This window comes from Massilia sp. IC2-477 (assembly GCF_020707265.1).
GTDB lineage: Bacteria > Pseudomonadota > Gammaproteobacteria > Burkholderiales > Burkholderiaceae_D > Telluria.
On record NZ_JAJFEQ010000003.1, the window covers coordinates 383980 to 409111 of the forward strand.

Genomic DNA, 25132 nt, shown 5'->3' on the forward strand with positions numbered 1-25132 from the left:
GTTCTACGAAATCAGTGATGTGCCATGACCGGGATCGAGCCGGTCGCCAGCGCGCTGGCCGGCGAAGAACCGCCGATGAGTTCCGGGTGGACCAGCACGGCGGTGCTCAAGGCCACCAGGGCAATCAGTGCCAGGGTACGCAGGCCGAGTTGGATGTTGTTCATGTTGTTCAATCCGTAAGAGGTGTGTCGATGGTGCTACTCTACGGAAGTCGGGCTCGCGCCGCCATCGGCGTGCGACAGGCTGCGGTTTTCGCGGGGCAGGGTGTCGCAGGCGGCGATGACCGTCGCGGCCGCAACGCCGCTGCGCACGGCGGTTTCCAGCGTCGCCGGGTAGTCGCTGGCCGTGTAGTCGCCCGCCAGCACCAGGCCGGGCAGGGCGGTTTGCACGCCTGGACGCAGCAGGTCCGGGGTGCAGGAAAAGGTGGCGCGCTTCTCGGTGATCACGCGCGACCACTGGGGCCGGGCCAGCTCCGGACGGCGCAGGTCCTGCGCCAGCTGGGCGGCAATCGCCCCCGCCAGCGCATCCTGGTCGAGCGCGGCGGCATCCATAGCGGCGCTGACTACCACCGCCACCAGTCCCGGCTGGGTGGCGTCGAGCTGCCCGCGGTCGAAGGCGAACTGGCCCCAGCGGCCGGCCGCCGGCTCGTCCAGCAGGGCGTAGAAGGGCAGATCCAGGCGCAGCAGCGGATCGTACTGCAGGTAGCAGGTCGCGATCGGCTCATAGGCGAGCGCCGAGAGCTGATCGGCCAGTTCCGGCAGATGCGGAGCGAGCAGGGCCGCCGACTGGGTCGCCGGGGTGGCCAGCACCACGGCGTCGAAGTCGCTCTGGGCGCCATTGAGCGTCGCGCGCCAGCCGTCGGCGTTGCGGCTCAAGGCCTCGAGCCGGGTGCCGGTGGCGACCTGGGCCCCCTGCTGTTCGAGGTGGCGCGCGGCCGCCTGCGGGAACAGGGATCCCATGTCGGTGCGCGGCAGCAGCATGTCCGAGGCGGCGCGGCGCTTGGCGCCCAGGCTGTCGCGCAGGACCGCCAGGAAGACCTTGCTTGATGCGCGCTCGGGCGGGGTATTCAGCGCGGCGATGCACAGCGGGTACCAGAGCAGGCGCGCCAGGCGCGGCGTCTGGCCGAAGCGTTCCAGGAGCTCGTGCACGCTGCAATCCTTGTACAGCACCCAGCCCATCCAGCGCGCGGCGCTGGTAAAGCGCGCCAGGGCCAGCTTGTCTTCACGCGCCAGGCCCTTGGCGCGCAGCAGGGCGCCGAACAAATGCCAGGGCGCCGGCCAGCGCGGCGCGACAAAGTCCATGCCGCCGCTGCCTTCCGGATAGCGCATCTGGACGGGCAGGCGCAGCAGCACCTCGTCCGGGTCGATGCCGACCTGGCGCATGAGGCGCAGGGTCTCGTGGTAAGCGCCCAGCAGGATGTGCTGGCCGTTATCCAGCATCTTGCCCTGCACTTCGACGCCGCGGGCCCGCCCGCCCAGGCTGCGCGCGCTTTCGACCAGCGTGACACGCGTGCCCTTGGCGGCGAGTTCAACCGCGGCGGCGCAGCCGGCCCAGCCGCCGCCGGCGACCAGGACCCGCAAGGCCCCCTCAGGTGCGGACATAGGTCTTCCAGGCCAGCCACAGCTTGCGCAGCGGCGTCAGCGAGATGCGCTGCTTCAGTACCTGGAACTTCTCGTCGGCGATTTCATCGAGCAGGGTGCGGTAGATCGCCGCCATCATCAGGCCGGGGCGCTGGGCGCGGCGGTCCTGCTTCGGCAGCAGCGCCAGCGCCTCGTCGTAGGTGCGCTGGGCGCGCTCTTCCTGGAAGCGCATCAGGGCTTCGAACTTCTCGCTGTGGCGGAAATTCAGGATGTCGGCGGCCGTCACGTTGAACTGCTGCAGCTCGTTGACCGGGAGGTAGATGCGGCCCTTGCGCGCATCGTCGCCGACGTCGCGGATGATGTTGGTGAGCTGGAAGGCCAGGCCGAGCTTTTCGGCATAGGCCAGGGTCTTGGGGTCGGTATAGCCGAAGATGCTGGCCGACAGGATGCCGACCACGCCGGCCACCCGCCAGCAATACTTCTGCAGCCCGGCGAAATCGAGGTAGCGGCTCTGGTCGAGGTCCATCTCCATGCCGTCAATGATCGCCTGCAGGTGCTGTTCTTCCAGCTTGTAGGCGGCGATGTGCGGCTGCAGCGCCTGGGTCACCGGGTGGGTCGGCGTGCCCTTGTACATGGTCGAGACTTCGGTGCGCCACCAGGCCAGCTTGATGCGCGCTACAGAAGCGTCTGAGGTCTCGTCGACGGTGTCGTCCACTTCGCGGCAAAAGGCGTACAGCGCGGTGATCGCGCGGCGGCGCTCCGGCGGCAGGAACAGGAAGCTGTAATAGAAGCTGGAACCGCTTTGGGCCGTTTTTTGCTGGCAGTAGTCGTCGGGAGACATGTATGAATGCTGGTGTTGTGTGATGCGAATCCGCTATCTTAGCCGATCGTAGGGTGGGCGGGTATTCCGCCCACGCCGTGATCGCGGACCTTTGCGCCTGTTGCGAATGTACCGCCGTCGGTAACCGCGTGGGCGGACAAGCCGCCCACCCTACGAACGACAGTTCGCGGATTACATGTGCAGGGCGCGCCAGCCAACCACGATCCAGTCGGCCGGGGCCAGCGTCGGGCGGCGCCTGAACACGTCGAAGTCGACCTTTTCGATCGCTTCCAGGATGCGCAGGCCGCCCTGCACCATCAGGCGCAGTTCCCAGCCGACCCGGCCCGGCAGGCGGCGCGCCAGCGGGGCGCCGCTCAGCATCAGGGCGCGCGCGCGGTCGACCTCGAAGCGCATCAGCGCGCGCCAGGCCGGGGTCGCGGGGCCGGATTTCAGTTCGGCCTCGCTCACGCCGTGGCGCTCCAGGTCTTCCAGCGGCAGGTAGATGCGCCCCTTGGCAAGGTCGATGGCGACGTCTTGCCAGAAGTTAATGAGCTGCAGGGAAGTGCAGATCGCGTCCGAATCGCGCAGATTGCGCTCGTCCACGGCATCGTACAGTTCCAGCATCAGGCGGCCGACCGGGTTGGCGGAGCGCCGGCAATAGTCGAGGAGCGCGGTGTAATCGGCGTAGCGCGTGGTTCCCACGTCCTGGCGGAAGGCTGACAGCAGGTCGTGCATGGGCGCCACCGGCAGCCGGAACTCGGTCACCACGGCGGCCAGGCGCGCGAACAGCGGGTCGGCCGGGACCACGCCGCGTTCGATGGCAGCGAGTTCCTGTCCGTAGCGCTCCAGCGCGGCGAGCCGTTCTGGCGGCGCCGCGTCGCCCTCGTCGGCGATGTCGTCGGCGCTGCGGGCGAAGGCGTAGATCGCCTCGACCGCCGGCACCAGGCGCCGCGGCAGCAGGATCGATGCCACAGGAAAGTTCTCGTAATGCTCGACTGGCATATTTGACTGTTGACTCTAATGTCGGGATTTCAATGGGTCCGCTGATTATAATTGCTTGATTACAAATGCCAAATGTTTGCCCGTTCGACGCCAATAACGACAAGGGATTCCACGTGTTCGCTTTTCCGCAGCTTCGCCTCACCCGCCGTGCATATGGCCTGCCGCTCGCTGTCGCTGTCCTTGGCCTGCTGGCCGGCTGCGACAAACCCGCCCCCAGGGTGGAAGAGGTGCGCCCGGTGCGCGCCATCACCCTGGCCGCCGGCAGTGGGGACGAGCGCGTCGAGTTCTCCGGTGACGTGCGTGCGCGCTACGAGTCGCGTCTGGCGTTTCGAGTCGGCGGCAAGATCGTCGAGCGCAAGGTCGACGTGGGCGCCATCGTCAAGGATGGCCAGGTCCTGATGCGGCTCGACCCACAGGACCTGCGCCTGGCCGAAGCCCAGGCCAGGGCGACGCTACGCGCCGCCGAGACCGAGCGCGACCTCGCCCAGGCCGACTACAAGCGCCACCAGAACCTGCGCGCCCAGAACTTCGTGAGCCAGGCGGTGCTGGACGCCAAGCAGGCGGCCCTGCGCGCCGCCCAGGCCAATGTCGATGCGGCCAGGGCCGGCCTGCGCGGCCAGTCGAACCAGGCCGGCTATGCCAACCTCGCGTCCGACACCGACGGCGTGGTGACGGCGGTGGACGCCGAAGTCGGCCAGGTGGTGAGCGCCGGAGCGCCGGTGGTGCGGGTGGCCCGCACCGACGAAAAGGAGGTCGTGATCGGCATCCCGGAAGACCGGGTGGAACAGCTGCGCCAGGCCAGTGAGGTGAGCGTGCGCCTGTGGGCCAACCGCGCCGAAGCCATTCCCGGCAAGATCCGCGAAGTCGCGCCGGTGGCCGATCCAGCCACCCGCACCTATACCGTGAAGGTATCGATTCCGCCGCGGCCGGATATCCGCCTCGGCATGACGGCGACCGTGGAGATGGCGACCAAGGAAGCAAGCGACGCGGCAACACTGCGCGTGCCGCTGAGCGCCCTGGTGCAGGACAAGGGCGCGACCAGCGTCTGGCTGGTGGAGAAAGGGCGGTCCGGCGTGCCGGCGGTGCAGCTCCGCCGGGTGCAGGTCGCAGGCCAGTCGGGCAACGACATCCTGCTGTCGGGTGGCGTGCAGCCGGGGCAGACCGTCGTCACGGCGGGCGTGCACCTGCTCAAACCCGGCCAGAAGGTGCGTATCCTGACCGCCGACGTCTCGCGCCGCGGCGATACCGAAGCCGCGGCAAGCGGGGGCGGACAATGAAGGGTTTCAACCTGTCGCGCTGGGCGCTGGAACACATTCCGCTCACGCGCTACCTGATCGCCGCGCTGCTCATCGGCGGCATCCTGAGCTACCAGCAGCTGGGCCAGGACGAAGACCCGCCGTTCACCTTCCGCGCGATGGTGGTCAGTGCCGTTTGGCCGGGTGCGACCGCGGTGCAGATGGCCGAGCAGGTGACCGATCCGCTGGAGCGCAAGCTCCAGGAGACGCCCTACATCGACCGTATCCGCAGCTTTTCCAAGCCGGGCGAGACCACGATCATCCTCGAGCTGCGCGAATCGACCCCGCCTTCCGAGACGGCGCCGGCCTGGTACCAGGTGCGCAAGAAGATCGGCGACATGGCGGCCACCTTGCCGCAGGGCGTGATCGGTCCCTTCTTCAACGATGAATTCGGCGACACCTACGGTTCCATCTTCGCCCTGTCGGGCGACGGCTTCACCCAGGCCGAGATGCGCGACTACGCCGACTTCGTGCGCCAGCAGCTCCTGAAGGTGCCGCTGGTCTCGAAAGTCGAGCAGTTCGGGGTGCAGGACGAGAAGCTCTACATCGAGTTCTCGAGCAAGAAGTTCGCGCAACTGGGCGTGCCCTTCGAGCAGATCGTCAACCAGATCGCGACGCAAAATGCGGTGGAAGCCAGCGGGGTGCTGGTGACGCCCACCGATTACCTGCAGGTGCGCGTGACCGGCGCCCTGAAGAACGCCGAACAGCTGGAAAACCTGCAGCTGCGCGCCGGGAGCACCACCTTCCGCCTGGGCGACTTCGCGACCGTCACGCGCGGCTACCAGGACCCGCCGAAGGACAAGATGCGCTTCAATGGCAAGGAGGTGATCGGCCTCGGCGTGTCGATGGAGAAGGGCGGCAACATCATTCGTCTGGGCGAGGGCCTGGACGCCACCGTGGCGCGCATCCGTTCGCAACTGCCGGTCGGGATCGAGCTCGAACGCGTGTCGGACCAGCCGCAGGCGGTCACCGCCTCGGTCAACGAATTCATCAAGGTGCTGATCGAGGCGGTGATCATCGTGCTGGCCGTCTCCTTTATCGCGCTCGGCCTGCATACCAAGCCGAAGCTGCGGATCGACGTGCGCCCGGGCCTGGTGGTGGCCCTGACCATCCCGCTGGTGCTGGCGATTACCTTCCTCTGCATGCGGGTGCTCGACATCTCGCTGCACAAGATTTCGCTCGGCGCCCTGATCATCGCGCTGGGCCTGCTGGTGGACGACGCCATCATCGCGGTCGAAATGATGGTTCGCAAGATGGAGGAGGGCCTGTCGCGCTTCGAGGCGGCGACCTTCGCCTACACCTCGACCGCGATGCCGATGCTGACCGGCACCCTGATCACGGCCGCCGGCTTCCTGCCGATCGGCCTGGCCAAGTCGGCGGCGGGCGAATACACCTTTACGATGTTCTCGGTGAACGCCTTGGCGCTGCTGATTTCCTGGGTCGCGGCGGTGGTGTTCACGCCCTATATCGGCTACGTGCTGCTGCGCGTGAAGCCGCACGGCCAGGGCGAATCCTCGCACGACGTGTTCGACTCCCCGGCCTACGAGCGCTTCCGGCGCCTGGTCAACTGGTGCGTCGAGTGGCGCAAGACCACGATCGCGCTCAGCCTGGGCGTGTTCGCGCTGGGAGTGTTCGGCTTTAACTTCATCGAGAAGCAGTTCTTCCCGGATTCCAGCCGTCCCGAGCTGATGGTGGAGATGTGGTCGCCCGAAGGCACGAGCTTTGCCGCCAACGAGGCGGTCGTGAAACGCTTCGAAAGTTTCTTGAAGCAGCAGCAGGGCGTGCAGAGCGTGACCAGCTACGTCGGCACCGGCAGCCCGCGCTTCTACCTGCCGCTGGACCAGATCTTCCCGCAGTCGAACGTGTCGCAGCTGGTCGTGCTGCCCGTCGACGCCGGGGCGCGCGAACGCCTGCGCGTGAAAATCGAGGAAGCCTTCCGCAACGATTTCCCCGAAGTGCGCGGCCGCGTCAAGCTGCTGCCGAACGGCCCGCCGGTGGCCTATCCGGTGCAGTTCCAGGTGCTGGGACCGGATATCGGCGTCGTGCGCAAGGTGGCGGACGCCGTGAAGGAGGTCGTGCGCGCCAACCCGAACACGGTGGGCGTGAACGACAACTGGAACGAAGCGGTGAAGGTGCTGCGCCTCGACCTGGACCAGGACAAGCTGCGCGCGCTGGGCGTGACCTCGCAGGCGGTGCGGCGCGTGATCAACACCACCCTGACCGGCACGCCCGTCGGCCAGTTCCGCGAAACCAACCGCCTGATCGACATCGTGGTACGCCAGCCGATCGAGGAGCGCTCGACCATCACGCGCCTGTCCGAAGCCCTGGTGCCCACTGGCAGCGGCGGTGCGGTGCCGATCGGGCAACTGGCGCGCGTCGCTTTCGTCTGGGAGCCGGGCGTGGTCTGGCGCGAGGGGCGCGAGTGGGCCATCATGGTGCAGTCCGACGTGGTGGAAGGCATCCAGGGGCCGACCGTGACCGCCCAGGTGGACGCCAAGCTGGCCGAGATCCGCGCCGGGCTGCCCGCAGGCTACCGCGTGACGGTGGAGGGCGCCGCGGCCGACAGTTCGGATGCGGAAGCCTCGATCATGGCCAACGTGCCGCTGGTGCTGTTCATCGTGTTCACCCTGCTCATGCTGCAGCTGCACAGCTTCTCGCGCGCGCTGCTGGTGTTCCTGACCGGGCCGCTGGGCATTGCCGGTGCCGCGATGGCGCTGCTGGTGTTCGACCGGCCGTTCGGTTTTGTGGCCAACCTCGGGGTGATCGCACTGTTTGGCATGATCATCCGGAACTCGGTGATCCTGGTCGACCAGATCGAGCAGGATATCGCCGGCGGGGCGGAAGCCTGGGATGCGGTGGTCGAGGCGGCGGTGCGGCGCTGCCGGCCGATCCTGCTGACGGCGGCCGCGGCGGCGCTGGCCATGATTCCGCTGTCGCGCTCCGTGTTCTGGGGACCGATGGCAGTGGCGATCATGGGTGGACTGCTGGTGGCGACGGCGCTGACCTTGCTGTTCCTGCCGGCGCTGTACGCGGCCTGGTTCAGGGTCAAGAAGCCGGTCGGGCCGAAAGTTGCGTAGCGCAAGCGCTTGTTGACCGCGTGGGCAAGAAACTTGCCCACCCTACAAAATCTGCTCTGTCGGTAGGGTGGGCGGCTCGTCCGCCCACGCAGTCGATGTACACATGCATATAGATGAGCGTCCAAACTCCTATATAGATGAGCTCCCCACCCCCGCACGCCTAGCAAAAAACGCCCAATAGTGTCAGAAAATCCAGTAAAATAATTGATTGAAGTTGTAGCCCCTAAACAGAGGAGTGCAGGGCGGCCGGTTTCACTGTCGGGCGCCCTTTGTTTTTGTGGCAAAAATGCAATCCTGCGCGAGGATGGCGAAATTGGTAGACGCACCAGGTTTAGGTCCTGACGCCAGCAATGGTGTGGGGGTTCGAGTCCCCCTCCTCGCACCACGAATAATTATTTTTTTGGACGATTTTTATAATGGCAACTGCAGTCGAAACCCTGGGTAAACTCGAGCGTCGCTTGACGATCACTTTTCCGGTAGCTGACGTCCGTACCGAAGTTGACAAGCGCCTGAAGCAGCAGGCCAAGACGGCCAAAGCCCCGGGCTTCCGCCCAGGCAAAGTGCCACTCAAGATGGTCGCTGCCCAATACGGTTACCAGATCGAATCGGATGTGCTCAACGACAAAGTCGGCCGTGCATTCAACGACGCTGCCAACGAGAACCAGCTGCGCGTTGCCGGCTTCCCGAAAATCGAGCCGAAGCAGGACGCACCGGAAGGCATGCTGGCCTTCGACGCGACCTTCGAAGTTTACCCGGACGTCGTGATCGGCGACCTGGCCGGCGTCGAAGTCGAGACCGTCAAGGCCGACGTCAGCGACGCTGAAATCGACAAGACCATCGACATCCTGCGCAAGCAGCGCGTGCACTACCACACCAAGGGTGAGGCAGGCGAGCACGGCACCGGCGGCGAAGCTGTCGCTGCCAACGGCGACCGCGTGACCGTGGACTTCGTCGGCAAGATCGACGGCGAAGAATTCGCTGGCGGCAAGGCCGACAACTACGCCTTCGTGCTGGGTGAAGGTCGCATGCTGCCGGAATTCGAAGCCGCCACCGTCGGCCTGAAAGTGGGCGAGGCCAAGACCTTCCCGCTGGCCTTCCCGGAGGATTACCACGGCAAGGACGTGGCCGGCAAGACCGCCGAGTTCACCATCACCCTGAAAAAGCTCGAGTGGGCCCACATGCCGGAAGTCGACGCCGAATTCGCGCGTTCGCTGGGCATCGAAGACGGCTCGATCGAGAAGATGCGCGAAGACATCAAGACCAACCTGGAGCGTGAAGTCACCGCCCGCGTCAAGGCCCGCAACAAGGAAGCCGTGATGGATGCGCTGGTCAAGGCCACCGACATGGAAGTGCCGAAGGCCATGATCCAGCAGGATTCGGAGCGCCTGGCCGAGATGACCCGCCAGGACATGATGCAGCGCGGTATGGACGTGAAGGCAATGCCGTTCCCGGCCGAGATGTTCGCCGACAAGGCCGAGCGCCGCGTGCGCCTGGGCCTGATCCTGTCGCAGCTGGTCAGCGACAACAACCTGAACGCCACCCAGGAACAGGTCAAGGCACAGATCGAAGACTTCTCGCAGAGCTACGAAGATCCGAAGGAAGTCCTGAAGTACTACTACAGCGACCGTCGCCGCCTGGCCGAGGTGGAAGCTCTTGTATTGGAAGAAAACGTCGTTAACTATGTCCTCGGCAAGGCAAAGGTCAGCACCAAGACCATCGCTTTCGATGAACTGATGGGTGGCAACCCACAAGGTTAACAGGCAAGGGCCGAAAGGCTTTTGTGGTTTAATCGTAGGGTGGGCGGGGCAATTCAGGCCGGTGGCCTGAATTGCGGACGCCCACAGTTGTTTAGTGGCAGCGCGATCGTCGAGCACGATTTCGGAGCCGCCAACAATCATCTCGTGGGCAGCGAAGCTGCCCACCCTACGTGTCTGTGGGTTGGTCGTCCCAACCCCTATTTACAAGGAACGAGACAGGTATGATTCGTAATCCGGCATTGGATACCCAAGCACTCGGCCTCGTGCCGATGGTGGTCGAACAAAGCGGCCGCGGCGAGCGCGCCTATGACATCTACTCGCGCCTCCTGAAGGAGCGCGTGATTTTCCTGGTCGGCCCTGTCAACGACCAGATGGCCAACCTGATCGTGGCCCAGCTGCTGTTCCTGGAGAGCGAGAATCCGGACAAGGACATCTCGCTGTACATCAACTCGCCGGGCGGTTCCGTCTCGGCGGGCCTGGCGATCTTCGACACGATGAACTTCATCAAGCCGGACGTCTCCACGCTGTGCACCGGCCTGGCTGCCTCGATGGGCGCCTTCCTGCTGGCCGCCGGCGCCAAGGGCAAGCGTTTCTCGCTGCCGAACTCGCGCGTCATGATCCACCAGCCGTCCGGCGGTTCGCAGGGCATGGCGTCGGACATCGAGATCCAGGCCAAGGAAATCCTGTACCTGCGCGAGCGCCTGGCACGCATCATGGCGGAAAACACCGGCCAGAGCATCGAGCAGATCCATCGCGACACCGACCGCGACCGCTTCATGTCGGCGGAAGAGGCTGTCGAGTACGGCATGATCGACCGCGTCCTGACCAACCGCGCCTAAGCGCGTTGCGACATCAACCAAGGTGTTGCCAAAAAACGCCCGGGCGGAACGACGTTCGGGCGTTTCGTTTTTATTTCAGGTAGCATGGTCGTGTGCGCGCTTGTTGCGTACCCGTATTAGCGATACATTCATTGCAATTAATTAAATTACCTGCCCCATGTCTGACAAAAAATCCTCCAGCGGCGAAAAACTTCTGTACTGCTCGTTCTGCGGAAAGAGCCAGCACGAAGTCAAGAAGCTGATCGCGGGACCGTCGGTGTTCATCTGCGATGAATGCATCGACCTGTGCAACGACATCATCCGCGACGAGACCTCGAACGTCGAATCGGTGGCGGGCGCCAAGTCCGATCTGCCGACTCCGCACGAAATCACCGAACTGCTCGACCAGTACGTGATCGGCCAGCAGACGGCCAAGCGCATCCTGTCGGTGGCGGTGTACAACCACTACAAGCGCCTCAAGCACCTGGGCAAAAAGGACGACGTCGAACTGGCCAAGAGCAATATCCTGCTCGTCGGCCCGACCGGTTCCGGCAAGACCCTGCTGGCCCAGACCCTGGCGCGCATGCTCAACGTTCCCTTCGTGATCGCCGACGCGACCACGCTGACCGAAGCGGGCTATGTCGGCGAGGACGTCGAGAACATCATCCAGAAGCTGCTGCAAAGCTGCAACTACGAAGTCGAGAAGGCCCAGCGCGGCATCGTCTACATCGACGAGATCGACAAGATTTCGCGCAAGTCCGACAACCCGTCGATCACCCGCGACGTGTCGGGCGAGGGCGTGCAGCAGGCGCTGCTGAAGCTGATCGAGGGCACCATGGCCTCGGTGCCGCCGCAGGGCGGCCGCAAGCACCCGAACCAGGACTTCGTCCAGATCGACACGACCAACATCATGTTCATCTGCGGCGGCGCTTTTGATGGCCTGGCCAAGATCATCCAGAACCGTTCGGAAAAGAGCGGTATCGGTTTCGCGGCCACGGTCAAGAGCCAGACCGAGCGCGCCAACAGCGAAATCCTGATGGAAGCCGAGCCGGAAGACCTGATCAAGTTCGGCCTGATCCCGGAACTGGTCGGCCGCCTGCCTGTGGTCGCCACCCTGAGCGAACTGACCGAAGAGGCGCTGATCCAGATCCTGATCGAGCCGAAGAACGCCTTGATCAAACAGTACTCGAAGCTGCTTGAAATGGAAGGCGCCGAACTCGAAATACGTCCTGCGGCCCTGCACGCGATCGCCCGCAAGGCGCTGGCGCGCAAGACCGGCGCCCGCGGCCTGCGCTCGATCCTCGAGCACGCGCTGCTGGATGTGATGTACGAGCTGCCAAGCCAGCAAAACGTCGTGAAGGTCGTCATCGATGAAAATACGATCACGAATGGCGCGAAACCTTTGCTGATTTACAGCGAAACGCCAAAAGCTTCCGGCGAGAACTAAAAAAGCGCCACACTTTTGTCACAAAAGTCTTGCCGTACGGATTCTTGAGGGTACACTAGGTCTTAATAAGAAACCGGGCTTCAATCGAAAAGCCACTCGCGGGATCCCCTGCGCGGTGGCTTTTTCATTTGAAAACGCGTTTTTTATCGGAACGGCTATATTAATAACCAAGTGCTTAAATATTACGGTTAGAAAATATATTCGCAGTGGTCTTGAGATTTGCGCTGCGAGCGCCCAAGTTCAGCAACACGTTTCTATAAGGTATGCCATGACAACTTCGAAATTAACCGAGCAAACGACGCTGCCACTTCTGCCGTTGCGCGATGTGGTCGTGTTCCCGCATATGGTGATACCTCTGTTCGTCGGCCGTCCGAAGTCCATCAAGGCACTCGAAGCCGCGATGGAGCAGGGCAAGAGCATCATGCTGGCCGCCCAGAAGGCTGCCGCCAAAGACGAACCCTCCGCCGCAGACATCTACGAGATCGGCTGCGTGGCCAATATTCTGCAAATGCTGAAGCTGCCCGACGGTACCGTGAAGGTCCTGGTCGAGGGCGCACAGCGCGCGCGCATCGATAACATCACCGATGGCGCTACCCACTTCACCGCCGAGCTGACCCCGGTGCAATCGGAAATCGGCGACGATTCCGAAGTCGAGGCCATGCGCCGCGCCATCGTCCAGCAGTTCGACCAGTACGTCAAACTGAACAAGAAGATCCCGCCGGAGATCCTGGCGTCGCTGGCAGGCATCGACGACGCCGGCCGCCTGGCCGACACTGTCGCCGCCCACCTGCCGCTCAAGCTCGAGCAGAAGCAGGTCATCCTCGAGATCTTCAACGTCGCCAAGCGCCTCGAGCACCTGCTCGGCCAGCTGGAAGGCGAACTTGATATCCTGCAGGTCGAGAAGCGCATCCGTGGCCGCGTCAAGCGCCAGATGGAGAAGTCGCAGCGCGAGTACTACCTGAACGAACAGGTCAAGGCCATCCAGAAGGAACTGGGCGAGGGCGAAGACGGCGCCGATATCGAGGAACTCGAGAAGAAGATTGTCGCCGCCAAGATGCCGAAAGAAGCGCTCGACAAGGCGATGGGCGAGATCAAGAAGCTCAAGATGATGTCGCCGATGTCGGCCGAAGCCACCGTGGTGCGCAACTACATCGACACCCTGGTCGGCCTGCCGTGGAAGAAGAAGTCGAAGGTCACCATCGACCTCGAAAAGGCCCAGCAGGTGCTGGAATCGGACCACTACGGCCTCGACAAAATCAAGGAACGCATCCTCGAGTACCTCGCGGTGCAGCAGCGCGTCGACAAGCTGAAGGCCCCGATCCTGTGCTTCGTCGGTCCTCCGGGCGTGGGTAAGACCTCGCTGGGCGAATCGATCGCCCGCGCCACCAACCGCAAGTACGTGCGCATGGCGCTCGGCGGCGTGCGCGACGAAGCCGAGATCCGCGGTCACCGCCGTACCTACATCGGCTCGATGCCGGGCAAGGTGCTGCAGTCGCTGTCGAAAGTAGGCGTGCGCAACCCGCTGTTCCTGCTGGACGAGATCGACAAGATGGGCGCGGACTTCCGCGGCGATCCGAGCTCGGCCCTGCTGGAAGTGCTGGACCCGGCGCAGAACCACACCTTCAGCGACCACTACGTCGAAGTCGACTTCGACCTGTCGGACGTGATGTTCGTGGCGACCTCGAACTCCTTCAACATCCCGCCGGCGCTGCTGGACCGGATGGAAGTGATCCGCCTGTCGGGTTACACCGAGGACGAGAAGACCAGCATCGCGCAGCGCTACCTGCTGCCGAAGCAGATCAAGAACAACGGCCTGAAGGAAGGCGAGATCAAGGTCGAGGAATCGGCGATCCGCGACATCATCCGCTACTACACCCGCGAAGCCGGTGTGCGTTCGCTCGAGCGTGAAATCTCGAAGATCTGCCGCAAGGTCGTCAAGATGCTGCTGCTGACCAAGGGCGAGAAGAAGATCACGGTCGGCGCCAAGAACCTGGACAAGTTCCTGGGCGTGCGCCGCTATGACTTCGGCGTGGCCGAGAAGGAAAACCAGATCGGCCAGGTGGTGGGTCTCGCGTGGACCGAGGTGGGCGGCGACCTGCTCACGATCGAAGCCGTCAACGTGCCAGGCAAGGGCGCGATCATCCGCACCGGTACCCTGGGCGACGTGATGAAGGAATCGATCGAAGCGGCCCGCACCGTGGTGCGTTCGCGTGCGCAGCGCTTCGGCATCAAGGCCGAAGCCTTCGAGAAGACCGACATCCACATCCACGTGCCGGAAGGCGCGACGCCGAAGGATGGTCCGTCGGCCGGTATCGGCATGACGACGGCGCTGGTCTCGGCCTTCACCGGCATCCCGGTGCGCGCCGACGTGGCGATGACGGGCGAGATCACGCTGCGCGGCGAAGTGCTGCCGATCGGCGGCCTGAAAGAGAAGCTGCTGGCAGCACATCGCGGCGGCATCAAGACGGTCCTGATCCCCGAGCAGAACGTGAAGGACCTGGCCGAGATCCCGGACAACGTCAAGAACAAGCTCGAGATCGTGCCGGTGCGCTGGATCGAGAAGGTCCTCGAAGTCGCCCTGGAGCGCCAGCCGGAAGCGCTGGCCGACGTGCCGGCGACCGTGGCGGTGACCCCGGCGGCGGCGGCGACTGAAGCGTCGACCGACGTGGTCAAGCACTGATCGCTACGCGCGATCGATGAAACAGGCGCTTTGGCGCCTGTTTTTTTTTGGCCTGCACGCATGCGCGAAGTGACGCATCCGTACAACCGATTCCACCCTCCATGGATGTTGCTTGACAGACCAATGTTGCCCTTGTTTAATACGCGCTTGCACTTTTGCAGGAAGACGCCACGGCGTCCAACGTATAAACGAGGGTTAGAGTGAACAAGACAGAACTGATCGAAGAAATCGCGAAGTCCGCGGACATTACCAAGGCCTCGGCGACGCGCGCTCTCGACGCCATGATCGAAGCCGTGACCGAGTCCCTGAAGAAGAACGACAGCGTGACGCTGGTCGGCTTCGGCACCTTCACCGTGGGCGAGCGTGCCGCGCGCACCGGCCGCGACCCGCGTACCAAGGAACCGATCAAGATCGCCGCAGCGAAGGTTCCGAAATTTAAGGCTGGTAAAGCTCTGAAAGATGCTGTAAACTAATGCCTTCTCTGCAGTGACATGCAGAGGGTACTGCCAGAAATGGCAGTCCGATGTAGTGAATTCTTGTTGGAGCGGTAGTTCAGTTGGTTAGAATACCGGCCTGTCACGCCGGGGGTCGCGGGTTCGAGCCCCGTCCGCTCCGCCAACATCCACAACATTATTCTGGAGCGGTAGTTCAGTTGGTTAGAATACCGGCCTGTCACGCCGGGGGTCGCGGGTTCGAGCCCCGTCCGCTCCGCCAGGATTCAGTAAGGTCCGAAGTCTGCGAAGGCTCCGGAAGACGAGAAGGGGCGAACGCGAGTTCGCCTTTTTTTTTAACTTGTGCTGTTAAAGCATTTTCAACCTTGAATGGCTGACCATGTTTGATTTTGTCCGTAACAACAAGCGCGTGATGCAGGGGCTGCTGCTCGTCATTATCCTGCCATCGTTCGTGTTAGTCGGTGTCGAGAGCTACCAGGACCGCGGCGACGCTGCTTCCGGCGTGGCGACCGTGGCCGGCCAGAAGGTCACCCAGCAGGAATGGGAAGAAGCCCAGCGCCGCCAGATCGACCAGGCGCGCCAGATGATGGGCCCGCAGTTCGACCAGAAGATGTTCGAGACGCCGGAAGCCAAGCAGGCGATCCTGAACAACCTGGTGGCGGAACGCGCCATCAACGCCGAAATCGCGCGCACCCACATGACCGTGGGCGACGCCGCACTGGCCAAGACCATCCAGGAAGTGCAGGCCTTCCGCAAACCGGACGGCAGCTTCGACATGGAGCAGTACAAGGCCGCACTGGCCGCGCAGGGCATGACCCCGGCCATGTTCGACCAGCGCCTGCGCCGCGACCTCACCGTGCAGCAGTTGGCCGGTTCGATCCAGTCGACCGCCTTTGCCCCGCGCAGCGTGACCGCGCGCCTGTCGGACATCAACGACCAGGAACGCGAAGTCCAGGAGATGCAGTTCCCGATCGCGCAGTTCCTCCCGCAGGTGAAGGTCACCGACGCGATGGTCAAGGCCTACTACGACAAGAACGCCGCGCTGTTCTCGATCCCGGAACAGGTCAAGGCTGAATACGTCGTGTTCGACGCCGAAGCCGTGGCCAGCCAGGTGCAGGTGACCGACGCCGAAGTCACCGACTACTACAACAAGAACCTCAAGAGCTACACCACGCCGGAACAGCGCACCGCGAGCCACATCCTGATCACGGTGGCGCGCGACGCCAAGCCGGCCGACCAGGCGGCCGCGAAGGCCAAGGCCGAGGCAGTGCTGGCCGAGGTCCGCAAGAACCCGGACAACTTCGCCGAGATCGCCAAGGCGCAGTCGCAGGATCCGGGCTCGGCCCCGTCGGGCGGCGACCTGGGCGTGGTCGAGAAGGGCGGTCTCGTCAAGCCGGTGGAAGACGCGGTCTATGCGCTGAAGGAAGGCCAGACCAGCGGTGTGGTGCAGTCGGAGTTCGGCTACCACATCATCAAGCTCACGTCGCTCAAGCCCGCCGCGCAAAAGCCGCTGGACGGCGCGAAGGAAGAGATCGCTGCCGACCTGAAGAAGCAGAAGATGTCGAAGAAGTACTCGGAAATGGCCGAGATCTTCACCAACATGGTCTACGAGCAGTCGGAGAGCCTCAAGCCCGTGGCCGACAAGCTGGGCCTGAAGATCCAGACCGTGGACGGCCTGACCCGCAAGCCGAACCCGCAGCAGGCGCAGGCGCCGTTCAACAACGAGAAGTTCCTGGCCGCGCTGTTCGGCGTGGACGCCGTCAAGAACAAGCGCAACACCGAAGCCGTGGAAGTGGCGCCGAGCGTGCTGATCTCGGGTCGCGTGGTGGAGTTCAAGCCGGCCACCAAGCGTCCGCTGGCTGAAGTCGACGCCCTGATCCGCCAGCGCGTGACGATCGAGGAAGCTGCGCGCCTGGCGCGTGCCGCCGGCGAACAGAAGCTGAACGCCGCCAAGGCATCGGGCGACGCCACCGGCTTCGGCGAGCCGAAGGTCGTGGCACGCACCAAGGAACCGACCATCAACACCACCGCCGCAATCGCGGTGCTAAAGGCGGACGTGAGCAAGCTGCCGGCCTACGTGGGCGTCGAGATTCCGGGCCAGGGCTATGGCGTCTACCGCATCGGCAAGGTCTCGCAGCCGGCCGCACCGGACGCGAACCGCCGCAAGCAGGAAGCGCAGACCGTGGCCGGCATGGTCGGCCAGGCGGAGATGTTCAACTACGTCGAAGCCTTGAAGTCCAAGGCCAAGGCGAAGATCAACGTGCAGCCGTCGCAGCTCGGAGCGAAGACCGAGTAAGCGGCAAGCAGGTAAAGAAAAGCCCGGCTGTGTGAGCAGCCGGGCTTTTTGTTTTGTATGTTGAATCGTGGCGCAGCATCAGTGATGCCACACCCTTAGCACGTCATCCCGGCGTAGGCCGGGATCCAAGTTTGCACATGACGCCAGGAACGCTTGCGTTCTCCCAGTGCGACGGAATTGGATCCCGGCCTGGGCCGGGATGACGGATCAAAGGCGAGCGGTGAGAATGATGCTAACGGTACTCAAGCAGGATGCAAACGGCGCGCAGCGGCTTCGAAATCACTCGCGGCGATATCGCCAAGCTCCAGCACCTCCGCCTTCGGAAACTGCACGAAGTTCCTGTCGATCGAACGCAGGTAGGCCGGATCATAATGTTCCACCAGCAGCTGGTCCACCAGGTCCGCCATCGCGCCGTTGTTGGCCATCTCGTGCCAGGCCTTGATCTTCTCGTGGCCGTGCAGCTGTACCAGGTGGTCCAGCTGGCCGGTCAGGGCGGCGGGGTCCTTGCAGAAGTGCTCGTAGTCTTCCATCAGCAGGCGAACCCGGTTCTCGCGCGACAGCGACAGGGAGATGCAGGGCGAGGCGCGCATGCGCTTCATCACCGCATCCGGCACGCGCAGGTTGCCGACCTTTTTGCTTTCCGACTCCACGAACACCGGGCGGCTGGGGTCATAGTGGCGCAGCTGGTGCCAGATCTGGCTTTCGAACATCTTCTGCGTCGGCTGCGGCTCGTCGGGCAGGTGTCCCAGTACCGAGCCGCGGTGGGCGGCCAGCTTTTCCAGGTCGAGCACCTGGGCACCCATGCGATCCAGGGTCTCGAGCAGGCGGCTCTTGCCGCTGCCGGTGGTGCCGCAGACCACGCGGAAGTCCAGCTCCGGCGGATTCTCCAGGGCGCTGGCCACGTGCGCGCGATAGGCCTTGTAGCCGCCGTCGAGCTGCACCACCGGCCAGCCGATCTTGGCCAGGATGTGGGCCATCGAGCCGCTGCGGTTGCCGCCGCGCCAGCAGTAGACCAGCGGCTTCCATTCGCGCGGCTTGCTTGCGAACAGGGTCTCGATATGGCGCGCGATGTTGGCGGCCACCAGCGGCGCGCCGACGCGCTTGGCCTCGAAGGCGCCAACCTGCTTGTACAGCGTGCCGACCCGGATGCGCTGGGCGTCGTCCAGCACCGGCGCGTTGATCGCACCCGGGATGCGGTCGAGCGCGTATTCCGACTCGCTGCGTGCGTCGATGATGGTGTCGAAGGAATCGAGGTCGGGAAGGATGTCGGCGAAGCTCAGGACGGCAGGGTATTTCATTATTTTTTCACGAGCGGCGCGAATTGCGGCCAGATGTTGTTCAGGATGATGGGGTGGGCGGCGGCCGTCGGGTGCAGGCGGTCCTGCTGGAACAGGGCCGGCTTGTCGGCGACGCCTTCCAGCATGAAGGGCACCAGCGGCGATTTGGTTTCGGTGGAAAGCTTCTTGAACATGTTGAAGAAGCTCTCGGTGTAGGCGCGGCCGTAGTTGGGTGGCATGCGCATGCCGACCAGCACCACTTGCGCCTTCTTCTGCTGCGCCATGCTGACCATGGCGCGCAGGTTGCTTTCGGCCGATGCCACCGGCAGGCCGCGCAAGCCATCGTTGGCGCCGAGCTCGAGGATCATGATGTCTGGCTTGTGCTGCTCCAGCAGGGCGGGCAGGCGGGTGCGCCCGCCGATGGTGGTCTCGCCGCTGACGCTGGCGTTGACCACCCTGGCCTGGACTTTCTCGGCCTTGAGCTTCTGCTCGAGCAGGGCGACCCAGCCGGCACCCCGGCTAATGCCATATTCGGCGGACAGGCTGTCACCCACCACGAGCACGGTTTTTGGTGCAGAATAGGCGCTCGCCGATGCTGCCAGCATCAGGCAGGCACCGACGGACAACTTTTTAAGAATAGCTAGCATGCGTGATCACCCCGAGGCGTACAAGAATGGTCTGGTTAAAGATACGGCAGCGACGCCCGATGTCCGTACCCCGGCGATTGCCGTCAGCGGCCTGACGAAGCGGGTGGCGGACGCCAGCGGCGAGCTCACCATCCTGCAAAACATCAATTTTACCGTGCAACCGGCCGAGACGCTCGCGCTCGTCGGCGCTTCCGGCTCGGGCAAGTCGACCCTGCTCGGCCTGCTGGCCGGCCTCGATACGCCGACCGAAGGCAAGGTGCTGCTGGGCGGGACCGATATCTTCGCCCTCGACGAGGACGGCCGCGCCGCCTTCCGCAAGGCCAAGCTGGGCTTCGTGTTCCAGTCCTTCCAGCTGCTGGCCCACCTGAACGCGGTGGAAAACGTGATGCTGCCGCTGGAACTGCGCGGCGACGGCGACGCCCGCGCGAAGGCCGAGGCGATGCTGGGCCGCGTCGGCCTGGGCAGCCGCCTGCGCCACTACCCCAAGTACCTGTCGGGCGGCGAACAGCAGCGCGTCGCGCTGGCGCGCGCTTTTGTCACCGAGCCGCCGCTGCTGTTCGCGGACGAGCCAACCGGCAGCCTGGATGCCGCCACCGGCGAATCGATTATCGGCCTGATGTTCGAACTGAACCGCGAGCGCGGATCCACCCTCGTGCTGGTGACGCACGATCCGGCGATGGCCGCGCGCTGCGGCCGCACCATCACCATCGCCGCCGGTCGCCTCGCTTAATTTCTCGCCGCTTCCAGCACCAGGAGGTTCAGCACCGCGCGCGCGGCCGCCGGCAGCTCGCCCGCCGTCATGCCGATCGGCCCGACGCCGTGTGCCACGAGCAGGTCGGCCGCGGCGCCATGGATCCACGCCGCACCCGCTGCCGCTTCCCATGCCGGCCAGCCCTGCGCCAGCAGGGCGCCGCAGATCCCCGCCAGGACGTCGCCGCTGCCAGCCGTCGCGAGGCCCGCATTGCCGGTCGGGTTGACCAGCATGGCGCCGTCCGGACGCGCAATGACCGAGCCCGATCCCTTCAGGATGATTGCCGCCCCCGTGCGCAGGGCCATCTCGCGCGCAGCCGTCAATCGGTCGGCCTGGATCGCGCTTGCTGTCATGCCGAGCAGGCGCGCCGCTTCGAGTGGGTGCGGCGTCACCACTGCTGGCGCCGTGCGCTGCGCTAGGCGTCCCAGCAGGTCGGGGCTGGCGCCGATCAGGTTGATGGCATCGGCGTCGATCACCAGCGGGCTGTCGCTGTCCAGGGCCTTGGCCAGCAGGCGCATGGCGGTCGCGGAACCGCCCATGCCGGGCCCGATGACGAGCGTCCGCTTGGCAAAATCGAAGTCGTCGGCCAGGCGGAACATGATCTCGGGCTGGACGCTGTCGTAGCCGGGGCCCGGGTCGAGCATCGCGACAAAGGTCCGGCCTGCGCCGGCGTACAGGGCGCCGCGCGCGGCCAGGACCGGCGCACCCGCCATGCCGTGCGCGCCGCCCATCACGGCCACGTCGCCGAAGCTGCCCTTGTGGGTGTTGTGGCGGCGCGCCGCCAGCCATCCCGCGAACACCTCGGCCGAAGCGAGGCGCGCGGCAGGCGCGGGCAACAGGTCCTGCGCGAGGCCTAGCCGCTCGACCTGGACCTGGCCCGCGTGGTCGCGGCCGTCCGCCGTGTGCAGCCCTGGCTTGTTCGCCAGGAAGGTGATGGTGTGCGTGGCCCGCACCGCGACGCCATCCGGGCCGATCACGGCGCCGGTGTCGGCATCCAGCCCGCTGGGCACGTCGAGCGCCAGCACCGGGCAGCGCATGCTGTTGAGCGCGGCGACCAGGTCGCGGTATTCGCCCTCGATCGGGCGCGTGAGGCCGATGCCGAACAGGCCGTCGACCGCCAGGCCCCAGTCCGCGTTCGGCGGCAGCATGTCGATGAAGCCGACCGTGCCGTCGCGCGCGCGCTCGTGGGCGCTGGCTGCTTCATCGGTGGTCTCGCGCTGGCCCGGCAGATGCAGCACGGTGGCGTCCACGCCCGCGTCGGCGAGGATGGCCGCCATTTCGAGCGCATCGCCGCCATTGTTGCCCGGACCGGCCAGCAGCAGGACCGGCTTGTCGCGCCGCTCGCCTAGCAGTTCGAGGGCGAACTTCGCCGCCGCTTCGCCGGCGCGGCGCATCAAGGCGCCGGGCGGCAGGTCGGCATAGGCGGCCCGTTCGATTTCGCGCAGCTGCGCGACGGTGTAGAGGTCGGTATCCATGAGCATATTGTCATGCATTTTCGCCAAAACGGTCGCGCGGGCGGACTACAATAGGCGTTTCTACCCGCAGCAGGAGTACATACATGGACTGGCAGTTCTGGATCGACCGTGGCGGCACCTTCACCGATATCGTGGCACGTCGGCCTGACGGGCAACTGGTAACGCACAAGCTGCTGTCCGAGAATCCGGAACAGTACCGCGATGCGGCGGTGGCCGGCATCCGTCAACTGCTCGGGCTGGCCGCGGGCGAGCCGGTACCGGTGGCGCAGGTGGAGGCCGTCAAGATGGGTACCACGGTGGCCACCAACGCGCTGCTGGAGCGCCAGGGCGAGCCGACCGTGCTGGCCATCACCCGCGGCTTCCGCGATGCGCTGCGCATCGCCTACCAGAACCGGCCACGCCTGTTCGACCGCCACATCGTGTTGCCCGAGCTGCTGTATGCCGAGGTCCTCGAAATCGAGGAGCGCATGGGCGCCCATGGCGACGTGGTGCTGCCCTTGGACGAAGCCGCCACCCGCGCGGCGCTGCAGGGCGCCTACGAGCGTGGCCTGCGTTCGCTTGCCATCGTGTTCATGCACGGCTACCGCTATACCGCGCACGAGGCGGCCACCGCGCGCATCGCGCGCGAAATCGGCTTCACCCAGGTGTCGGTGTCGCACGAGGTCAGCCCCTTGATGAAACTGGTGGCGCGCGGCGACACCACCGTGGTCGACGCCTACCTGTCGCCGATCCTGCGCCGCTACGTCGATCAGGTGGCGGGCGAGCTGCCCGGGGTGAACCTGCAGTTCATGCAGTCGAGCGGGGGCCTCACCGATGCGCACGCTTTCCAGGGCAAGGACAGCATCCTGTCCGGCCCGGCGGGCGGCATCGTCGGCATGGTGCGCGCCAGCCGGCTGGCCGGCTTCGAGCGGGTGATCGGCTTCGACATGGGCGGCACCTCGACCGACGTGTCGCACTTTTCCGGCGAGTTCGAAAGGGCATTCGAGACCCAGGTGGCGGGCGTTCGCATGCGCGCGCCGATGATGAGCATCCATACCGTGGCGGCCGGCGGCGGCTCGATCCTGCACTTCGACGGCACCCGCTACCGCGTCGGCCCGGACAGCGCAGGCGCCAACCCGGGCCCGGCCAGCTACCGCCGCGGCGGTCCGCTGGCGGTCACCGACTGCAACGTCATGCTCGGCAAGATCCAGCCGCAGCATTTCCCGCGCCTGTTCGGCGCAAGCGGAGATGAGCCGCTCGACCTGGAAGCGGTGCGCGCCGGCTTTGCCGCCATGGCGGAGCACATCGGCCAGGCTATCGGGAGCACGCCTGCGCCGGAAGAAGTGGCGGAAGGCTTCATCCAGATCGCGGTCGGCAACATGGCCAATGCGATCAAGCAGATCTCGGTGCAGCGTGGCCACGACGTCACCGAGTACGCACTCACGAGCTTCGGCGGCGCCGGCGGCCAGCATGCCTGCCTGGTGGCTGATGCGCTCGGGATGAAGACCGTGTTCATTCATTCGCTGGCGGGCGTACTGTCGGCCTACGGCATGGGCCTGGCTGACCAGACCGCGATGCGCGAGCAGGCCGTCGAGCAGCGCCTGAAGGATGCCGGCAGCGAAGCGCTGGCGGTGCGCCTGGCCGCGCTGGGCGCCAATGCGCGCGACCAGCTGCTGGGACAGGGCGTGGCTCCTGAGCGCATCGAACTGGTGCAGCGCGTCCACCTGCGCTACGAAGGGACGGATTCGGTCATCGTCGTGCCCTTCGGCGAGCTGGACGCCATGCAGGCGGCCTTCGAGGGCGCCTACAAGCGCCGCTATTCCTTCCTGATGCCCTCGCGCGCGCTGGTGGTCGAGGCAGTGTCGGTCGAGGCCATCGGCCGCTCGGATGCGCCGGCCGAAGCGCGGGCGGGTGAAAACTCCGGCGGCTCGATGCCGGCGCCGGGCGAAACCGTCCGCATGTTCAGTGGCGGCGCCTGGCTGGACACCGGCGTGTTCCTGCGCGCGGCCATCCAAGCCGGCGACATCGTGCGCGGCCCGGCCATCATCGCCGAGGCGAACGCCACCACCGTGGTGGAAGCGGGCTGGCAGGCCCAGGTAACGCCCTACAATCACCTGGTGCTGCGCCGGGTGGAAGCGCTGCCCGAACGGCGCGCCATCGGCACCACGGCCGACCCGGTCATGCTGGAGATCTTCAACAACCTGTTCATGTCGATCGCCGAGCAGATGGGCCTGCGCCTGCAGAACACGGCCTATTCGGTGAACATCAAGGAGCGCCTCGACTTCAGCTGCGCGATCTTCGACGCCGACGGCAATCTGGTGGCGAATGCGCCGCACATGCCGGTGCACCTGGGCTCGATGGGCGAGAGCATCAAGTCCGTGATGCGCAAGAACGCCGGCACCATGAAAGCCGGCGACGTCTATGCCCTGAACGACCCGTACAACGGCGGCACCCACCTGCCGGATGTCACGGTGATTTCGCCCGTGTTCGACGAGACTGGCCGCGAAATCCTCTTTTACGTCGGCTCGCGCGGCCACCACGCCGACATCGGCGGCACGACGCCAGGCTCGATGCCGCCGGACTCGCACCACATCGAGCAGGAGGGCGTCCTGATCGACAACTTCAAGCTGGTGGACGGCCTCGACGGCGTGCTGCGCGAGGGGGAGGCGCGTGCGCTGCTCCTTGGTGCGCGCTACCCGGCGCGCAACCCGGACCAGAACCTGGCGGACCTGCGCGCCCAGGTGGCAGCCAACCAGAAGGGCGTCGAGGAACTGCACAAGATGGTGGCGCATTTCGGCCTGGACGTCGTGCGCGCCTACATGGGGCACGTGCAGGACAATGCGGAGGAGGCGGTGCGGCGCGTGATCTCCGCCCTGCAGGATGGGCAGTACCGCTATGAGCTCGACAACGGCGCACGCATTGAGGTGGCGGTGCGCGTCAACCGCACGAACCGCAGCGCGGAGATCGACTTCACCGGTACCTCAGGCCAGCTGCCCAACAACTTCAATGCGCCCTCGAGCGTGTGCATGGCGGCGGTGCTGTACGTGTTCCGCACACTGGTCGACGACGAGATCCCGCTGAATGCCGGCTGCCTCAAGCCTTTAAAAGTGATCATCCCGCCGGGCTCGATGCTCAACCCGCACTATCCGGCGTCGGTGGTCTCCGGGAACGTCGAGACCTCGACCTGCATCACCAATGCCCTCTACGGCGCGCTGGGCGTGATGGCGGCCAGCCAGGGTACGATGAACAACTTCACCTTCGGGAACGCGCGCTACCAGTACTACGAGACCATCTCGGGCGGCTCCGGGGCGGGCGAAGGTTTCGATGGGACCGACGTGGTGCAGACCAACATGACCAACTCGCGCCTGACCGACCCGGAGATCCTCGAGTTCCGCTTCCCGGTGCGGCTCGAGAGCTACGAGATCCGTCATGGCTCCGGCGGCGCCGGACGCTGGCGCGGCGGCAACGGCGGCGTGCGCAAGGTCCGCTTCCTGGAGCCGATGACGGCGGCGATCCTGTCGAACAACCGCATCCACGCGCCCTTCGGCATGGCCGGCGGCGAACCCGGGGAGCGGGGCCGCAACACGGTGCTGCGCGCCGACGGCAGCCTGGAGACCCTGGGCCATATCGGCAAGGTCGGCATGGAACAGGGCGACCTGTTCGTGATCGAGACGCCGGGCGGGGGCGGTTTCGGCAAGCCGTAATGTTGATGCGGCGGTTTATGCGCCAGAGGTAGTTGTTGCATCGTCCATCGCTTCGCCAGCAAGATAGGGGCCTTA

At 65.2% G+C, this 25132-nt stretch carries 17 protein-coding genes and 3 tRNA genes; 13 read left to right on the plus strand and 7 right to left on the minus strand.

Annotated features, from left to right (window positions below; all coding sequences use genetic code 11):
• Positions 1–11: 11 nt before the first annotated feature.
• The 4 genes from LK542_RS07880 to hpnC all read right to left on the minus strand — a co-directional run bounded on the left by LK542_RS07880 (position 12) and on the right by hpnC (position 3402).
• Complete coding sequence (locus LK542_RS07880) at positions 12–164, minus strand: hypothetical protein (RefSeq protein WP_227803053.1); 153 nt, start codon at positions 162–164, stop codon at positions 12–14.
• Positions 165–197: 33 nt separating this feature from the next.
• Entirely contained in the window at positions 198–1601 is a 1404-nt protein-coding gene (hpnE, locus tag LK542_RS07885; RefSeq protein ID WP_227811459.1) for a hydroxysqualene dehydroxylase HpnE, read from the minus strand.
• The gene (gene hpnD / locus LK542_RS07890) at positions 1588–2421 is read right to left on the minus strand and encodes a presqualene diphosphate synthase HpnD (protein WP_227811460.1); all 834 of its coding nucleotides are present in this window, start codon (positions 2419–2421) and stop codon (positions 1588–1590) included. Before hpnD ends, hpnE begins: the two co-directional genes overlap by 14 nt.
• Before the next feature lie 171 nt (positions 2422–2592).
• Positions 2593–3402 carry a squalene synthase HpnC gene (gene hpnC / locus LK542_RS07895; protein ID WP_227811461.1) on the minus strand — a complete coding sequence of 270 codons (810 nt, stop codon included), beginning with the start codon at positions 3400–3402 and terminating at the stop codon, positions 2593–2595.
• A gap of 65 nt (positions 3403–3467) precedes the next feature.
• Between hpnC and LK542_RS07900 the strand changes: the two genes are divergently transcribed.
• From LK542_RS07900 to LK542_RS07950, 11 genes are all read left to right on the plus strand, one after another.
• A complete protein-coding gene (locus LK542_RS07900; protein WP_227811462.1) occupies positions 3468–4679 on the plus strand; it encodes an efflux RND transporter periplasmic adaptor subunit in 1212 nt (403 codons plus the stop codon).
• Positions 4676–7774 (plus strand): efflux RND transporter permease subunit, encoded by a 3099-nt coding sequence (locus tag LK542_RS07905; RefSeq protein WP_227811463.1) that lies wholly within the window; start codon positions 4676–4678, stop codon positions 7772–7774. Before LK542_RS07900 ends, LK542_RS07905 begins: the two co-directional genes overlap by 4 nt.
• Before the next feature lie 298 nt (positions 7775–8072).
• Positions 8073–8159 (plus strand) — tRNA-Leu (locus tag LK542_RS07910).
• Between the two features lie 31 nt (positions 8160–8190).
• Entirely contained in the window at positions 8191–9531 is a 1341-nt protein-coding gene (gene tig / locus LK542_RS07915; RefSeq protein WP_227803047.1) for a trigger factor, read from the plus strand.
• A 221-nt stretch (positions 9532–9752) separates the two neighbouring features.
• A complete protein-coding gene (clpP, locus tag LK542_RS07920; RefSeq protein WP_227803046.1) occupies positions 9753–10370 on the plus strand; it encodes an ATP-dependent Clp endopeptidase proteolytic subunit ClpP in 618 nt (205 codons plus the stop codon).
• A 157-nt stretch (positions 10371–10527) separates the two neighbouring features.
• Positions 10528–11796 (plus strand): ATP-dependent Clp protease ATP-binding subunit ClpX, encoded by a 1269-nt coding sequence (gene clpX, locus LK542_RS07925; protein WP_227803045.1) that lies wholly within the window; start codon positions 10528–10530, stop codon positions 11794–11796.
• 268 nt (positions 11797–12064) lie between these two features.
• The gene (gene lon / locus LK542_RS07930; RefSeq protein WP_227803044.1) at positions 12065–14476 is read left to right on the plus strand and encodes an endopeptidase La; all 2412 of its coding nucleotides are present in this window, start codon (positions 12065–12067) and stop codon (positions 14474–14476) included.
• Between the two features lie 200 nt (positions 14477–14676).
• The gene (locus LK542_RS07935; protein ID WP_227803043.1) at positions 14677–14949 is read left to right on the plus strand and encodes an HU family DNA-binding protein; all 273 of its coding nucleotides are present in this window, start codon (positions 14677–14679) and stop codon (positions 14947–14949) included.
• A gap of 68 nt (positions 14950–15017) precedes the next feature.
• Positions 15018–15094 (plus strand) — tRNA-Asp (locus tag LK542_RS07940).
• Between the two features lie 19 nt (positions 15095–15113).
• A tRNA-Asp gene (locus LK542_RS07945) sits at positions 15114–15190 on the plus strand.
• 117 nt (positions 15191–15307) lie between these two features.
• Positions 15308–17224 (plus strand): SurA N-terminal domain-containing protein, encoded by a 1917-nt coding sequence (locus LK542_RS07950; RefSeq protein WP_227811464.1) that lies wholly within the window; start codon positions 15308–15310, stop codon positions 17222–17224.
• A gap of 242 nt (positions 17225–17466) precedes the next feature.
• On the opposite strand, the gene mnmH is transcribed toward LK542_RS07950, so the two are convergent.
• Positions 17467–18522, minus strand: coding sequence for a tRNA 2-selenouridine(34) synthase MnmH (mnmH, locus tag LK542_RS07955; protein WP_227811465.1), 1056 nt, complete (start codon positions 18520–18522; stop codon positions 17467–17469).
• Complete coding sequence (locus LK542_RS07960; RefSeq protein WP_307728949.1) at positions 18522–19106, minus strand: arylesterase; 585 nt, start codon at positions 19104–19106, stop codon at positions 18522–18524. The genes mnmH and LK542_RS07960 overlap by 1 nt, the downstream gene beginning before the upstream one ends.
• Positions 19107–19146: 40 nt before the next feature.
• Between LK542_RS07960 and LK542_RS07965 the strand changes: the two genes are divergently transcribed.
• Complete coding sequence (locus tag LK542_RS07965) at positions 19147–19878, plus strand: ABC transporter ATP-binding protein (RefSeq protein WP_227811467.1); 732 nt, start codon at positions 19147–19149, stop codon at positions 19876–19878.
• On the opposite strand, the gene LK542_RS07970 is transcribed toward LK542_RS07965, so the two are convergent.
• Positions 19875–21374 (minus strand): NAD(P)H-hydrate dehydratase, encoded by a 1500-nt coding sequence (locus LK542_RS07970; RefSeq protein ID WP_227811468.1) that lies wholly within the window; start codon positions 21372–21374, stop codon positions 19875–19877. The genes LK542_RS07965 and LK542_RS07970 overlap by 4 nt on opposite strands.
• Before the next feature lie 83 nt (positions 21375–21457).
• Here LK542_RS07970 and LK542_RS07975 point away from each other — a divergent pair, with 83 nt between their 5' ends.
• Positions 21458–25057, plus strand: a complete 3600-nt coding sequence (locus LK542_RS07975) for a hydantoinase B/oxoprolinase family protein (protein WP_227811469.1) — start codon at positions 21458–21460, stop codon at positions 25055–25057.
• Positions 25058–25132 lie beyond the last annotated feature (75 nt).